The sequence below is a fragment of the Actinospica acidithermotolerans genome, assembly GCF_018139625.1.
GTDB classification, from domain to species: Bacteria; Actinomycetota; Actinomycetes; order Streptomycetales; family Catenulisporaceae; genus Actinospica; species Actinospica acidithermotolerans.
In genome coordinates this window covers 1-14,064 of the sequence record NZ_JAGSOH010000158.1, presented here as the reverse complement: position 1 = coordinate 14,064, position 14,064 = coordinate 1, and the positions used below count along the sequence as shown (strand labels likewise).

The 14,064-nt window shown below is 72.5% G+C and carries 13 protein-coding genes; 10 read left to right on the top strand and 3 right to left on the bottom strand.

Features of this window, described 5'->3' with window-relative positions:
• The 4 genes from KDK95_RS31215 to KDK95_RS36430 form a co-directional block, all read left to right on the top strand.
• Positions 1-852: beta/alpha barrel domain-containing protein (locus tag KDK95_RS31215; protein WP_212521936.1), on the top strand; the 852-nt coding region annotated here is incomplete at its 5' end.
• Positions 853-1,011: 159 nt separating this feature from the next.
• Positions 1,012-2,064 carry a patatin-like phospholipase family protein gene (locus tag KDK95_RS31210; RefSeq protein WP_212521935.1) on the top strand — a complete coding sequence of 351 codons (1,053 nt, stop codon included), beginning with the start codon at positions 1,012-1,014 and terminating at the stop codon, positions 2,062-2,064.
• Between the two features lie 93 nt (positions 2,065-2,157).
• Complete coding sequence (locus KDK95_RS36435; protein ID WP_249162171.1) at positions 2,158-2,838, top strand: hypothetical protein; 681 nt, start codon at positions 2,158-2,160, stop codon at positions 2,836-2,838.
• Between the two features lie 8 nt (positions 2,839-2,846).
• On the top strand, positions 2,847-3,575 hold the full coding sequence (locus tag KDK95_RS36430; RefSeq protein WP_249162170.1) for a Fic family protein: 729 nt from the start codon (positions 2,847-2,849) through the stop codon (positions 3,573-3,575).
• A 9-nt stretch (positions 3,576-3,584) separates the two neighbouring features.
• Here KDK95_RS36430 and KDK95_RS31200 read toward each other — a convergent pair whose 3' ends face one another.
• Complete coding sequence (locus KDK95_RS31200) at positions 3,585-3,788, bottom strand: hypothetical protein (protein ID WP_212521933.1); 204 nt, start codon at positions 3,786-3,788, stop codon at positions 3,585-3,587.
• 31 nt (positions 3,789-3,819) lie between these two features.
• Here KDK95_RS31200 and KDK95_RS31195 point away from each other — a divergent pair, with 31 nt between their 5' ends.
• The 5 genes from KDK95_RS31195 (at position 3,820) to KDK95_RS31175 (ending at position 12,001) form a co-directional block, all read left to right on the top strand.
• A complete protein-coding gene (locus KDK95_RS31195; RefSeq protein ID WP_212521932.1) occupies positions 3,820-4,929 on the top strand; it encodes a carbohydrate kinase in 1,110 nt (369 codons plus the stop codon).
• Complete coding sequence (locus KDK95_RS31190; protein ID WP_212521931.1) at positions 4,916-5,848, top strand: pseudouridine-5'-phosphate glycosidase; 933 nt, start codon at positions 4,916-4,918, stop codon at positions 5,846-5,848. Before KDK95_RS31195 ends, KDK95_RS31190 begins: the two co-directional genes overlap by 14 nt.
• A gap of 139 nt (positions 5,849-5,987) precedes the next feature.
• The gene (locus KDK95_RS31185; RefSeq protein ID WP_212521930.1) at positions 5,988-7,244 is read left to right on the top strand and encodes an FAD-binding protein; all 1,257 of its coding nucleotides are present in this window, start codon (positions 5,988-5,990) and stop codon (positions 7,242-7,244) included.
• A gap of 124 nt (positions 7,245-7,368) precedes the next feature.
• Complete coding sequence (locus KDK95_RS31180) at positions 7,369-9,468, top strand: SpoIIE family protein phosphatase (RefSeq protein ID WP_212521929.1); 2,100 nt, start codon at positions 7,369-7,371, stop codon at positions 9,466-9,468.
• A 148-nt stretch (positions 9,469-9,616) separates the two neighbouring features.
• The gene (locus KDK95_RS31175; protein WP_212521928.1) at positions 9,617-12,001 is read left to right on the top strand and encodes a HelD family protein; all 2,385 of its coding nucleotides are present in this window, start codon (positions 9,617-9,619) and stop codon (positions 11,999-12,001) included.
• 32 nt (positions 12,002-12,033) lie between these two features.
• On the opposite strand, the gene KDK95_RS31170 is transcribed toward KDK95_RS31175, so the two are convergent.
• Entirely contained in the window at positions 12,034-12,507 is a 474-nt protein-coding gene (locus tag KDK95_RS31170) for a GNAT family N-acetyltransferase (protein WP_212521927.1), read from the bottom strand.
• Between the two features lie 100 nt (positions 12,508-12,607).
• Between KDK95_RS31170 and KDK95_RS31165 the strand changes: the two genes are divergently transcribed.
• Entirely contained in the window at positions 12,608-13,393 is a 786-nt protein-coding gene (locus tag KDK95_RS31165) for a VOC family protein (RefSeq protein ID WP_212521926.1), read from the top strand.
• A gap of 85 nt (positions 13,394-13,478) precedes the next feature.
• Here the strand turns inward: KDK95_RS31165 and mug are convergent, their stop codons facing one another.
• Positions 13,479-14,051, bottom strand: coding sequence for a G/U mismatch-specific DNA glycosylase (mug, locus tag KDK95_RS31160; RefSeq protein WP_212521925.1), 573 nt, complete (start codon positions 14,049-14,051; stop codon positions 13,479-13,481).
• Positions 14,052-14,064: the final 13 nt, after the last annotated feature.

Sequence of the window (14,064 nt, the reverse complement as noted above, 5' to 3'; positions counted from 1 at the left end):
CGCCGAGGCCCAGGCGGCCGCCGCGTGAACCGCACGGTCACCGCCTCGGCCTCGGCGATAACGGCACTCGCGAACGCGGCCCTGGCCCGCGTCGCCACCCGCCAGGCCCGCGTCCCGCTGGACGAGATCAAGGCCCGGGCGCTGGACCGGCCCGCCCCGCTCAACGGCAAGGAGGCGCTCGGCAGCGAGCACATCGTCGTCGTGGCCGAGCTCGACCCCGCGCACGCCGCTCCCGGGCAGCTCGCCGAGGAGTACGAGGCCGGCGGCGCCGGAGTCATCGCCGTGCCCGTGCGCCCCGGCGCGAACGGCGTGGGCAGCTCGCTCACCGCGATGAACGACGCGAACGTGCACACCCGGACCCCGCTGCTGTGCATGGACCCGGTCGTCTCCAGCTACCAGCTGTGGGAGGCCCGCGCGCACGGCGCCAGCCTCGTGCTGCTGGCCGCCTCCACGCTGCACGACGAGGCGCTGGTCTCGCTCGTGGAGCGCGCCGCGACCGTCGGCCTGACCCCGGTCGTCGAGGTCTGCAGCGCCCGCGACCTCGTCCGCGCGCTGCGCGCCAACGCGCACACCCTCTTCCTGCGCCCGCCGCAGTACGTCGCCGACGGCTCGGTGCAGATCCAGGCCACGCTCGCCAAGCTGCTCCCGCTCGTCCCGAACGGCGTCGTGCGGGTCACCGAGTGCGGCTCGACCCCGCGCCGCGACCTGATCAGCAGCGCGAAGCTGGACGCGGACGCCATCCTGGTCGGCCGCACGCACCTGGCCGAGGGCGCTCCGCGGCAGGCCGTCGCCGACCTCGTCGCCGTCGGCTCGCACCCGGCGCTCTCCCGCCGCCGCGAACAGGCCGTCTGACCTCAGCCGTCCGATATACCCAAAGCTCAAGAGCGCGTCGCACAAGATAGATCTCCTGTTCACAACCCCTGGGTACGTTCCCCCTCGGTAGGCACCGGCCCACCGCGGCCACACGAGGAAGACAGCCCCGGAAGGGCTGCGACCAGGGGAGAGAGGGCAGTGGCTGAGCACCTTCTCGGCGGCACGACGGATCAGGACCCCCATCGACTCACCTCCGTCCTCGCCGAACGGCTCGCGGCGGGCAGCCGCCCCGGCGAGCGCGCGGACGGGCACCGCGTCGCCCTCGCGATCGAGGGCGGCGGAATGCGCGGCAGCGTATCGGCGGGAATGGCGCTGGCGATCCACGAACTGGGCCTGCTCAACGCGTTCGACGCGGTGTACGGAGCCTCGGCCGGCGCGCTCACCGCGGCCTGGCTGCTGAGCTCGAAGCCGCAGGGAATCCTCAGCTGCATCGACCCGCGGCTCACCCGCGCCTGCATCCGCACCACCAACCTGCTGCGCGGCCGCCCGATGGTGGACGTCGAACGGCTGGTCGAAGACATCTACATCCGCGAATACCCGCTCGATTACGCGTCCGTGCTCGACACCCCGATCGAGCTGCACCTGCTCGCCACGGACATCGCCACCGGCGAGCCGCGCGACCTGTTCAGCGAGATGACCGACGGCAAGGCGCTGCGCCTGGCGCTGCGGGCGAGCACCGCGCTGCCGGTGCTGGCCGGGCGCCCGGTCGCGCTCGGCGGCCGGCGCTACTTCGACGCGGGCCTGGCCGAGTCGATCCCGTTCCGGCAGGCGCTGCGTGACGGCGCGACACATGTGCTCGTGCTGCGCTCGAAGGCCGTGCACGACGTGCCCGCGACCAAGGGCGCCGAGCAGCGCGTCCCGCCCTCGCTCGGGGCCCGCTTCGTGGCCAAGGTCGCGCTGCGCCGGCACACCCCGCAGCTCAAGGCCGCCTACCTCGCCCGCCGCGCGCGCATGGTGGACGACGACCGCGTCCTGGCCGCCTACGAGACGGACCGGAGCGGCGCCCATCCCACGGCGGTGCTCTCGATCCGCCCCGACCCGGCGGTCCCCCCGGTCAGCCGGCTGGCCACCGACTCGAACCTGCTGCGCGAGGCCTTCGAGTTCGGCCGGCACGCGGTCAACGCCTGCTTCGCCCCGGCCGAGCGCGGCAACCCGGTCGGCGCGGTCGGCTCGGACCTGCTCGCGGCGTGATGGAAGCGGCGTAATGAAATCGCAGCGCAAACGGTAGGAGCGACGTAATCAATCGCCGCATAAACGGTTGGACAGCGGTGGCATACTCACGGCGTGGTGGATTGGAGCTTCGTGCCGTGGGACCTGTCCTGGGATGACGTCGATCCGAGGCGTCACCCCTTCGATACCGAGACTGCGCCGGACATCGTCAGGAGCCTGGCGCCGGCCGTGTGGAAACGCGATCCGCACCCCGACTCCTTCGACGAACTGGCGGCCGGGCGATTCGGCCTGTGGGCGCGCGGCTGGCGCTGGTCGCTCGACGAGGGCGACTACGGCGGCGGCCCGATCTCCGCATGGTGCTGCGAGAGCCACTCGGTCAGCCACGGCCGCCCCGAGGAGACCGTCCAGGCGATGATCGCCGGCCTGGTCGAATGGCGGCTGTGGATCGAGGACCTGGCCGCGCGCTTCGAGCGCTTTCCGCTGGACGGCCTGGCCGACGGCGGCAAGGTCGAGGTCTGGGAGCGCGGCGCCGCGCACCTGATCCACCAGGTGATGGTCCGCACCGAGGCGGGCGACGCCTGGTACAACCACTGCGCGCAGGTGCTGCGCTGGTACCTCGCCCGCTGGGGCGTGACCGAGTACCGCGCGGAGGCGTTGGTGGAGCAGGCGATCGGCGGCCGTTTCCAGAGCTGGATCGCCGCCGACCAGACCCTCGTCGACGACGTCGCCCGGCGGCTCGCCGACTCCCTCGACGGCCCGTTCGAGTGCTCCCTCGCCGAGCCCGTCGACGTCTGAACAATGCGATGCCGCAGGATCACCTGCTGACGTGGCGTGAGGTCCGCGAGCACGTGCCGTGGGCCGACGCCGTGCGCCACGGACTCGACCGGCCGGACGCGCCGGTCCAGCCGGGCCGCGACGGCGTCGCACACCGCATAGCGACCGTCGAGCGCGAGCGCGACCCCGCCCGCGCGCGACGGCTCCTCGCCGCGTACGAGAAGGCGCGCGCCGCCGCCGAGGCGCGCGAGCAACTCGACTTTCCCCTGCTCGCCTCGTGGCAGCGCACCGTCCTCGGAGTGGCCGAAGCGCCGTTCCGCGACCGCCCGGCCTTCGCCAAGGGCGGCCGGGAGCGCTACGGCCTGGGCCCCGGCACGCAGGCCGCGTTCGAGGCCTGCCTGGCCGAGGCCCGGGACGACGCCGTGCCGCTCGCCGCGCGCGCGGCCCGCGCCTACCTGGACGTGTGCTTCTTCCATCCCTTCGCCGACGGCAACGGCCGCGCGGCCCTGCTCACCCTCGCCTACGTGCTGGCCGCCGAGGACGTCGTCCTCGACCAGGTCGGCCCGATCGCCCAGATCTCGCGCCGCGCCGACGACGCCGAGGGCGCGGCGACGTTCGCGGACCTGGTGGCCCTCATGATCGAGCGTGCCGCGCGATCGGGTTCCGCGACGTCCCGGCGAACCGGAGCGCACTCCCCTGTTCCGAAGGTGCACGCGATGGCTCGGCGAAGTGGTGGGCATGGTGCGGTGGGCTGCTGATCGGTGAATTCAGGCGTGTGCGGCCACGGGGACGCTGGAGACGTGGCTGGATTCGCCGAGGAATGCCTGCGCGTGTCCGGCGAGCAGATCGAGGGCCGTGGTGGTGTCCTCGAGCGCGTAGGGGTTCGCGCGGTCGCAGGGCTTTGCCGGAATGGTATGCCGAGCCGGAGCATAGCGGAAGACGAGCGTGCACCACTGCGGCCCGGCTTGCATAGTTTTCTAAAGACGCTTTAGTCTTATAAGCATGGGACTGACCGAGCGCGAGCGGGAGATCGTGGAGCTACTGCGCCGCGAGCCGCTGATCGGCCCCGCGGAGATCGCCGAACGCGTCGGCAGCAGCCGCGCAGCCGTCAACGTGCACCTGTCGAATCTGGGGCGCAAGGGCGTGATCCTCGGGCGTGGATACATCCTCAGCTCGCAGCCGCCGGTGGTCGTGGTCGGCGGCGCGAACGTGGATATCAAGGCACGCAGTAGCGCCGCGGCGATACCGCGGACGAGCAATCCGGGGCACACGTCGACGACCCCGGGCGGCGTCGGCCGGAACATCGCGGAGAACCTGGCGCGCCTCGGCACGCCGACGCACCTGATCGCCGCGCTCGGCCGGGATCCGCACGGCGAGCGCCTGCTGTCCGACACCCGGGACGCGGGCGTCATGCTCGACCACGTGCACCGCAGCACGCATCCGACCGGCAGCTACACCGCCCTGCTCGACACCGACGGCGAGATGCTGGTGGCGGTGGCCGACATGACCGCCACCGACGACCTGCGGCCCGAGCACCTCCGGTCGGCGCGCGAGCTGATCACGCACGCCGCGATGCTCGTCCTGGACGGCAATCTGCCCGCCGCGACCAGCGCCCACCTGCTCGACCTGGCCCGGATGAACGACGTGCGCGTCGTGATCGACCCGGTGAGCGTCCCCAAGGCCGCGCGGCTCGCCCCGCTGCTGAGCGCCGAGCGGCCGATCTTCGCGATCACCCCGAACAGGGACGAGCTCGCGGCGCTGACGGATCGGGACGCGGTGACGGACGACGCCCTGACCGACGCCGCCGCGGTGCTGCACGGACGAGGGGTCCGGCACGTGTGGGTCCGCCTCGGCGCGGACGGCAGCCTGCTGAGCTCGCAGGGTGAAATCCACAAGCTGACAGCAATCCCCGCCGAGGTCGAGGACGTGACCGGCGCCGGCGACGCGATGCTCGCGGCCTTCGCGCACGCACTGCTCGCGGGCCACTCCCCCGTCCTCGCCGCCCGCTACGGACACGCCGCCGCCGCGCTGACGCTGGAGAGCGAGCACACCGTCCGCCCGGATCTGACTGAGCACATGCTCGAGGAAAGGACCACCCATGACGCACTCTGAGACGGCCCCGCACCACGCCCTGACGCTCACCGACGAGGTGCGCGGCGCGCTCGCCGAGGGCCGCCCGGTCGTGGCGCTGGAGAGCACGATCATCAGCCACGGGATGCCGTACCCGCAGAACGTGGCCATGGCGACCGAGGTCGAGCAGATCATCCGCGACGGCGGCGCGGTCCCGGCCACGATCGCCGTGCTCGGCGGGCGCCCGCGCGTCGGCCTCACCGCCGGGGACCTGGAGCTGCTCGCCACCGATCCGAACGTGGCCAAGGTCAGCCTGCGCGACCTGCCGTACGTGATCGCCCGCGGAGCGCACGGCGCGACGACCGTCGCCGCCACGATGCGCCTCGCGGCGCTGGCCGGCATCCGCACCTTCGTCACCGGCGGCCTCGGCGGCGTCCACCGCGGCGCTCAGCAGACCTTTGACATCAGCGCCGACCTGACCGAGCTGGCGCAGACCGACGTGGCCGTGGTCAGCGCGGGCGTGAAGAGCATCCTCGACATCGGCCTGACGCTGGAGACCATGGAGACGTTCGGCATCCCGGTCATCGGCTACGGCACCGACGAGTTCCCCGCGTTCTTCTCCCGCCGCAGCGGCTTCGCCGCCCCCATGCGCGCCGACTCCCCCGCCGAGCTCGCCGCCATCATGCGCACGAAGTGGGACCTCGGCATCCGCGGCGGCCTCGACATCGCCAACCCGATCCCCGAGGCCGACGAGGTTCCGGGCGAGCGGATCGACTCGATCATCGAGCAGGCGCTGCGGGACATGGACGCCGGGGGCATCAAGGGCAAGGAGGCCACGCCGTTCCTGCTCGGCCGCATCGTCGAGATCACCGGCGGCGAGAGCCTGCGCGCCAACATCGCCCTGGTCAAGAACAACGCCCGCCTCGGCGCCGCCATCGCGGTGGCGTACGCGGCGCTCTAGCGGGCCGGTTCCCTCACCGTGAAGCGCGGCCGGGATCCGTCCCCTCGGCCGCTCGGCATCCGGGGTGGATATTCAGGCGGGGGCGGGCCGCGCTATGTTGTTAGCGCTCACAGACGATCAGCGAGGTGGAGGCCGAACGATGAGCGAAGCAGTGCGCAACTGGGCCCGCAACGTCGAGTTCCGGGCGGCGCGCGTGCATCGGCCGGCGTCCGTCGAGGAACTGCGCGGCGTGGTGGCGGGCGGCACGGGGGTGCGGGTGCTGGGTACCGGGCACTCGTTCAACCGGATCGCCGACACGGAGGGCGACCTCGTGGTGCTGAGCGGGCTGCCTGCCGAAGTCGAGGTGGACGCGGAGGCGCGGACGGCCACCGTGGCCGCGGGGATGCGGCTGGCGGAGATCTCCTCTCGCCTGCACGCGGCGGGCTACGGGCTGGCCAACCTGCCCTCGTTGCCGCACATCTCGCTGGCCGGAGCCTGCGCCACCGCCACGCACGGCTCCGGCGACGGCAACCAGAACCTCGCCGCGTTCGTCCGGTCCATGCGGCTGGTCGACGCGGACGGGGACGTCGTCGAGCTCGCGCGGGGCGCTGACGAGGACTTCGCGGGCTATCCGGTCGGGCTCGGCGCGCTCGGGGTCGTGACGCACCTGACGGTGGATGTGCAGCCGACGTTCGACGTCGCGCAGTACGTCTACGTGGACGCGTCGCTCGACGAGCTGATCGAGAAGCGCGAGGATGCCTACGCGATCGGGTACAGCGTCAGCACGTTCACCAACTGGGCCGACGGCCGCTGCAACGTCTGGCTGAAGCTCCGGGCCGACGCCGGCAGGGCTCTCATCCCCCCGCAGCGGGATTGGCTCGGCGGCACGCTCGCCACGGCGCCTTCGCACCCGGTGCCCGGGGAGCCCGCCGAGACGTGCACCCCGCAGCTCGGCGTGCCGGGGCCGTGGTTCGAGCGGCTGCCGCACTTCCGGCCCGAGTTCACCCCGAGCAAGGGCGACGAGCTCCAGTCCGAGTTCTTCGTGCCGCGCGCCCGGGCAGGCGAGGCGTTCGAGGCGGTGCGCCGGATCGGCGGCCGGATCGCCCCGGTCGTGCTCACGTCGGAGATCCGCAGCATCGCGGCCGACGACCTGTGGCTCAGCCCCGCATACGAGCGCGACTGCTTCGCGCTGCACTTCACCTGGATTCCCGACCGCGCCGCCGTCACGCCGGTGCTCGCCGCGCTCGGGGACGCGCTGCTGCCGCTCGGGGCGCGGCCGCACTGGGGCAAGCTGTTCGTCGGCGGCCCGGCCGCCGCGCTCGCCACCTACCCCCGGGCCGAGGACTTCCGGCGGCTGCTCGAGCGCCGCGACCCGGCGGGGCGGTTCCGCAACGAGTTCATCAACAGGCTGTTCTAGCTAGCCAGTGCTCTGACGGTTCGCGTGCCGCACCTGACCGGCGCGCGGCGCGGCCTCCCCGGCGCGGCCGGCCGGTCGTCGGCCCCGGTTGTCCGCCCCGGCGATCGGGGCGAGACTGGATCACGTGGAGCCCGCATCCGGGGATGAGAAGCGCGCGCTGACGGAGCAGGCGTTCCGGCAGGCTTCGTTCTCCATGTCCGTCTTCGACGCGGAGCAGCGCTACCAGCGGCTCAACGATATGGCGTGCCTGGTCATGGGGGTGGAGGAGGCCGCGCTGCTGGGGCACCCGTTCCCCTTCGGCGTGCCGGCGGACGTGAGCCAGGACGGCACGCTCATCGCGCTGCGGGAGGTGGTCCGCACCGGCAAGCCCGTGCACTACGAGTCCTTCACCCGGGCGCCGTCCGGGATCCGGGAGCACGCGTGGAACCTGGAGCTGTGGCCCGTCTTCGGCGAGTCCGGCGAGGTCACCGCGGTCGGGATGGCCGGGTTCGACAGCAGCGAGCAGCACTGGGCCAGGCAGCGGCTCGCGGTGCTGGACGCGGCGTCGATCTCGCTCGGGCGCAGCCTGGACCTGGGCCGGATCGCGGAGGAGCTGACCGAGCTGATCGTGCCGCGCTTCGCCGAGTTCGCCAGCGTGGACCTGTTCGACGACGTCCTGCGCGGCGAGGAGCCGAGCGAGCCGGCCGAGGGCGCCGACCTGGTGCTGCGTCGGGTCGCGCACTTCTCGACCTCCCACGACCTGTCGGTCGTCGAGGTCGGCGGGACGGACAGGTACCCCTGGTTCTCGCCGCCGGCCCGCGCGATCCGCGAGGGGAAGGCGGTGCTCAGCAGCGGAAGCGGCGACCCGGACTTCGAGCGCTGGATGTCGGCGGTCCCGCAGCGGGCCTCGCGGCTGGAGGCGGAGGGCGGGCTGGTCACGTCGGTGCTCGCGGTCCCGCTGATCGCGCGCGGATCGACGCTCGGGGTCACGGTGCTCTTCCGGGCGCGCACGGACGAGTTCAACGAGGACGACTTCACCCTCGCCAAGGAGCTGGCCTCCCGCGCGGCGCTCTACGTGGACAATGCGCGCCGCTACACGCGCGAGCGGAACACGGCGCTCGCGCTGCAGGCGAGCCTGCTGCCGCACGGCCCGTCGCAGCAGGCTGCGGTGGACGTCGCGGCGCGCTATCAGCCTGCGGATACGCGGGCCGGGGTCGGCGGCGACTGGTTCGACGTGATCCCGCTGTCCGGCGCGCGCGTCGGGCTGGTCGTCGGCGACGTGGTCGGGCACGGGATCCACGCCTGCGCGACGATGGGCCGGCTGCGCACCGCCGTGCAGACGCTCGCCGACGTGGACCTACCGCCGGACGAGCTCCTCGCGCACCTCGACGACCTGGTCATCCGGCTCAACGGAGACAGCGAGGACCGCGGCCTCGAATTCGACGGCGCGTTCGGCGAGACCGGCGCGACCTGCCTGTACGCGGTCTACGACCCGGTTTCGCGGATGCTGACCGCGGCGAGCGCGGGACACCCGCCGCCGGTGCTCGTCCTGCCGGACGGCACCACCCGGCTCCTGGACATCGGCGTCGGTCCGGTCCTCGGCGTCGGCGGACTGCCGTTCGAGGCGCTGGAGATGGAGGTGCCGGAGGGCAGCCTGCTGGCGCTGTACTCGGACGGCCTGGTCGAGGCGCGGCAGCCCGATCCGGACCTCGGCATCGAGCGGCTGCGGACGGTCCTCACCGACCCGATCGCCACCGCGGACCTCGACGCCGGCTGCGACCACATCCTCGAGACGATGCTTCCCGAGCATCCGATGGACGACGTGGCGCTGGTGCTGGCGCGTACCAGGGCCCTGCATTCCGACCGGGTCGCCGTGTGGGACCTGGAGACCGACTATCCGGTCGTCGCCGAGGCACGGCGGCTGGCCACCGCGCAGCTGGTGGAGTGGGGTCTCGAGGAGTGCAGCTTCGTCACGGAGCTCGTGGTGAGCGAGCTGGTGACGAACGCGCTGCGGTACGGCATGGAGCCGATCCAGCTGCGGCTGATCTATGACCGGACTCTGATCTGCGAGGTCTCCGACAGCAACTCGACCTCGCCGCACCTGCGCCGGGCCCGCATCTTCGACGAGGGCGGCCGCGGCCTGATGCTCGTCGCGCAGCTGACCGCGAAGTGGGGGACGCGGCACACGGCGACCGGCAAGACCATCTGGACCGAGCAGGCGCTGCGACCGGAGCTCGGCCGCTGACCACAGCGGGCCTTAAACCGCACCACATCGGGCCTTAAACCGGTGTGCCACTTACGATATGTGCTACGCTGAGAGCACACTTATTTTGCGCAGCCCAAAAAAGAACCAAAGAACGGCTCGGCAGCAAACCTAGCGCATGGGGAGTGGGATGTCAAGCGAATCCGACGAAGTCAGCCGGGAGCAGCAGTACGTGAGCATGCTCTACGGCCGGCTCGACGGCCTGCGGGGGCGGGCCACGGCGGAACTGTCGCGGGTGTATGTGGCGGGCGAGGGGACCGCGCAGAACCGCGTCGAGCGGGACGTGTCCTCGCGCGAGCTCGGCAGCCGGATCGTACAGCTCGACGCCGCCGAGGACGGGCTCTGCTTCGGCCGGCTCGACCTGGAGACGGGCGAGCGGCGCTACATCGGCCGCATCGGGATCCTGGACGAGGACAACGACTACGAGCCGCTGCTGATCGACTGGCGCGCGCCGGCCTCGCGCGCCTTCTACACCGCGACCAGCGCCGTTCCGCAGGGCGTGCGCCGGCGGCGGCACATCCACACCCGGCTGCGCACCGTGACCGGGATCGACGACGACGCGCTCTCCCGCGGCGTGCTCGACGCGACCTCGGCCGCCGATTCGGCGTCCCCGCTGGTCGGCGAGGCCGCGCTGCTGGCCGCGCTGGCGAGCGCGCGCACCGGCCGGATGCGCGACGTGGTGGAGACGATCCAGACCGAGCAGGACGCGGTGATCCGCGACGAGCTGCGCGGCATCCTCGTGGTCCAGGGCGGCCCGGGCACCGGCAAGACGGCCGTGGCGCTGCACCGCGCGGCGTACCTGCTCTACACCCACCGCGAGCGGCTGGCCCGGCGCGGCGTGCTCATCGTCGGGCCGAACCCGACGTTCCTGCGCTACATCTCGCACGTCCTGCCCGCGCTCGGCGAGACCAGCGCCGCGCTGCTCACGGTCGGCGACCTGTTCCCGGGCGTGAGCACCCGGAAGGCCGAGGGGCCGCGGGTCGCGGAGATCAAGGGCCGCACGGTCATGGCCGAGATCATCGAGACCGCCATCGGCTCGCTGCGCCGGATGCCGGAGGAGGGCGAGCCGCTGAACGTGGTCGTGGACGGCGTCGGCTACCCGCTCGACCGGCAGGCCTGCCTGCGGGCCCAGGAGAAGGCGCTCGAGAGCGAGGAGCCGCACAACCTCGCCCGGCCGGTGTTCGTGGACGCGATCATGGACACGCTGGTCGACCAGGCCGCCGAGCGGCTGACCCGGGACCCGTTCGACGACCTGACCGGCGAGGTCGTCGCGGCCATCTCCAAGGACCTCCAGGAGCACGGGCTGGTCCTGGACGGCGAGGACGCCGACCTGAACGAGAGCCTGAAGCGCACCGTGGACCGCGGCGAGCTGCGTCGCTCGCTGGAGCAGGAGCCGGCCGTGCAGGCGGCGCTCACCTGGATGTGGCCGGAGCTCACGCCGCAGCGGCTGCTCACGGAGCTGCTCACCGCGCCGTACCTGCTGGACGAGTCCGCGCCGGGGCTGACGGAGGAGGAGCGGACCGCGCTGCGCGAGGCGTACACCGGCGAGTGGACCGTCGCGGACGTGCCGCTGCTGGACGAGGCCGCCGAGCTGCTCGGCGCGTTCGACTCGGAGCGGGCGGCGCGCGAACTGCGGCGGCGCAAGGAGATCGCGTACGCGCAGGGCGTGCTGGACATCATGGTCGGCTCCCGGTCCACCGACGAGGAGGACTCGCGCGAGGAGATCATCAGCGCGGCGGACATCATCAACGCCGAGGAGCTGGCCGACCTGCAGGCGGAGAAGGACCTGCGCACGATCGCCGAGCGCGCGACGGCGGACCGGACGTGGACCTTCGGGCACATCATCGTGGACGAGGCGCAGGAGCTGTCCGCGATGGCCTGGCGTCTGCTGATGCGCCGCTGCCCGAGCCGCTCGATGACGCTGGTCGGCGACGTGGCCCAGACAGGCGACGCGGCGGGCGCCGACTCGTGGCGCGGCATGCTCGAACCCTTCGTCGGGGACCGCTGGCGGGCCGCGGAGCTGACGGTCAACTACCGCACGCCGCGCGAGATCATGGACCTCGCCGCCGAGGTGCTGGAGCGCATCGCCCCCGGGACGCGGCCGCCGGCCTCGGTCCGCGAGTCGGGGATCAAGCCGCGGCAGGAGTCCGTCGCCGCCGAGGAGCTGCCGGCCCGGCTGGCCGAACTCGCGCGGGAGCAGGACGAGGCGGTCGGCGAGGGCCGGCTCGCGGTCATCGTGCCGGACGAGCGCGCCGCCGAGCTCGCGCAGACGGTGGCCGCGGCCGTGCGCGGCGCGGCGTCGGGTGAGGAGCCGGACCTGGAGCAGCGCACGGTCGTGCTGACGGCGCGTCAGTCGAAGGGCCTCGAGTTCGACAGCGTCATCCTGGTCGATCCCGAGGCCATCGCCGAGAACGGCGCGCGCGGCCTGAACGACCTCTACGTCGCCCTCACCCGCGCGACGAGGGACCTCGTCGTGCTAGAGCCCGAGCTGCCGCTGTGCGAGGGCGTGGGATAAGGCCTCGGACGAGTCGGCGGGGGCGCGCCTGATCAGCGCTCTGCCATGGCGCGCAGCGCGTCGCCGGTGAGCCGGTGGACGGTCCATTCGTCCATCGGCACGGCTCCCTGCGAGCGGTAGACCGCGATGGCCGGCGCGTTCCAGTCGAGGACGGACCACTCGAGCCGGGGGTATCCGCGCTCGACGCAGATGCGGGCGAGCTGGGCCAGCAGGGCCTTGCCGTAGCCGGTGCCGCGCACCGAGGGCCTGACATACAGGTCCTCGAGGTAGATGCCGTGCTTCCCGGTCCACGTCGAGTAATTGAGGAACCAGACCGCCATGCCGACGACGTCGCCCGACTCGTCCTCGGCGATGTGCGCGAAGACCGCGGGGTTGTCGCCGAACAGCGCGCCGTGCACCTGTTCGGGGGTGGCCTTGGCCTCGTCCGGGGCCTTCTCGTACTCGGCGAGCTCGCGCACCATGGCGTGGATTTCGGCGACGTCTTCGGGCTTCGCGGGTCGGATCATGTCGTACAGCCTAAGTGCCGGGCGAATGCTCACCCGAATGACGCATATGCACCATCGCCGTACGGTTGCGTAGCAAGTGTCCGCGGAGGAGTGTGAAGACATGAGTGAAGTCGACCGACCGTATGCGCAGGGCACGCCGTGCTGGGTGGATCTGATGGCCCAGGACCAGAAGGCGGCCATGGACTTCTACAGGGGCCTGTTCGGCTGGGGCGGAGAGCGTGGGCCGGAGGAATTCGGCGGATACGCGATGATGACGATCCGCGACAAGCCCGTCGCGGGCATCGGCCCGGCGATGGCGCCCGAGGGCCAGCCGGCCCCGCCGCACGTCTGGACCACGTATCTGGCCAGCGATGACGCCGACGAGACCGCCCGCCGGATCGGCGAGGCCGGCGGCACGCTGCTCGTCCCGCCGATGGACGTCGGCGACGCGGGCCGGATGGGCGTCGCCGCCGATCCGACCGGGGCCGTGTTCGGGTTCTGGCAGAAGAAGGAGTTCTTCGGCGCCGTCGTCGTCAACGAGGCGGGCGCGCTGATCTGGAGCGAGTGCAACACCCGCGACGTGCCGGGAGCCTCGGCGTTCTACCGTTCCGCGTTCGACATCGACGTGCAGCCGATGGAGGGCATGGAGGGCTACTTCGCCGTCAACGTGGCCGGCCGGACCATCGGCGGCATGCAGCACATGGGCGAGCAGTTCCCGGAGCACGTGCCGGCGCACTGGATGACCTGGTTCGCGGTGGACGACCCGGACGCGACCGCCGCGCGGGCGAAGAGCCTCGGCGGCTCGGTCCCGATCGAGCCGGCCGACGCCCCCTACGGCCGCTACGCGGCCGTCGCCGACCCGTGGGGCGCCGTGTTCTGCCTGCTCAAGCCGCAGCCGATGCAGTAAGCCGACGCGGCTGGGACGGGCCGAGGCAGTCAGGACGGCCCAACGAGGTAAGACGGACACCACGAGAGCACGGATACCCGCCGGCTCACTGGTCCGCCTCGGCGACCTCGCGGAATCGGGCGAATTCCTCCGCGAGCGCCGTGGCGGACCAGTGCGCGTTCAGCCCGCTCGGGTTCGGCAGGACCCACACCCGGCTGTCCGCGATCCGCTCGTCCTGCGGCCCGATCTTCGCTGCGGGCCGGCCGAAGGCCGTGCGGTACGCGGTGATGCCGACGATCGCGATCCAGGCGGGCCGGTACTCCGCCGCCTTCTCGGCCAGGATGCGCGCGCCCTCGCGGTACTCGTCGGCCGTGAGCTCGTCGGCCCGGGCGGTCGTGCGCGCGACGAGGTTGCTGATGCCCAGCCCGAGCGTGAGCAGTTCGTCCTGGCGCGCGGGCGTGAGCAGCTCGGGCGTGAACCCCGAGGCGTGCAGCGCGGGCCAGAAGCGGTTCCCCGGCCGCGCGAAGTGCCTGCCGACGGCGCCGGACCACAGACCGGGGTTGATCCCGCAGAACAGCACCCTGAGGCCGGGCGCGATCACGTCCGGGATGACGAGGCCCCGCGCCGCCTCGAGCTCGGCGGGCGTCGGACGCGGGCCGCTCGGCTTCGTTTTCGTCACCCCCGCATTCTCC

What these genes read in the sequence shown, in the direction of transcription:
- KDK95_RS36430 (WP_249162170.1), top strand. Translation starts at nt 2,847, where the DNA reads ATGCCGCAGGATCACCTGCTGACGTGGCGTGAGGTCCGCGAGCACGTG.
- KDK95_RS31190 (WP_212521931.1), top strand. Translation starts at nt 4,916, where the DNA reads ATGACGCACTCTGAGACGGCCCCGCACCACGCCCTGACGCTCACCGAC.
- KDK95_RS31185 (WP_212521930.1), top strand. Translation starts at nt 5,988, where the DNA reads ATGAGCGAAGCAGTGCGCAACTGGGCCCGCAACGTCGAGTTCCGGGCG.
- KDK95_RS31165 (WP_212521926.1), top strand. Translation starts at nt 12,608, where the DNA reads ATGAGTGAAGTCGACCGACCGTATGCGCAGGGCACGCCGTGCTGGGTG.
- KDK95_RS31170 (WP_212521927.1), bottom strand. Translation starts at nt 12,507, where the DNA reads ATGATCCGACCCGCGAAGCCCGAAGACGTCGCCGAAATCCACGCCATG.
- KDK95_RS31195 (WP_212521932.1), top strand. Translation starts at nt 3,820, where the DNA reads ATGGGACTGACCGAGCGCGAGCGGGAGATCGTGGAGCTACTGCGCCGC.
- KDK95_RS31200 (WP_212521933.1), bottom strand. Translation starts at nt 3,788, where the DNA reads ATGCAAGCCGGGCCGCAGTGGTGCACGCTCGTCTTCCGCTATGCTCCG.
- KDK95_RS31175 (WP_212521928.1), top strand. Translation starts at nt 9,617, where the DNA reads ATGTCAAGCGAATCCGACGAAGTCAGCCGGGAGCAGCAGTACGTGAGC.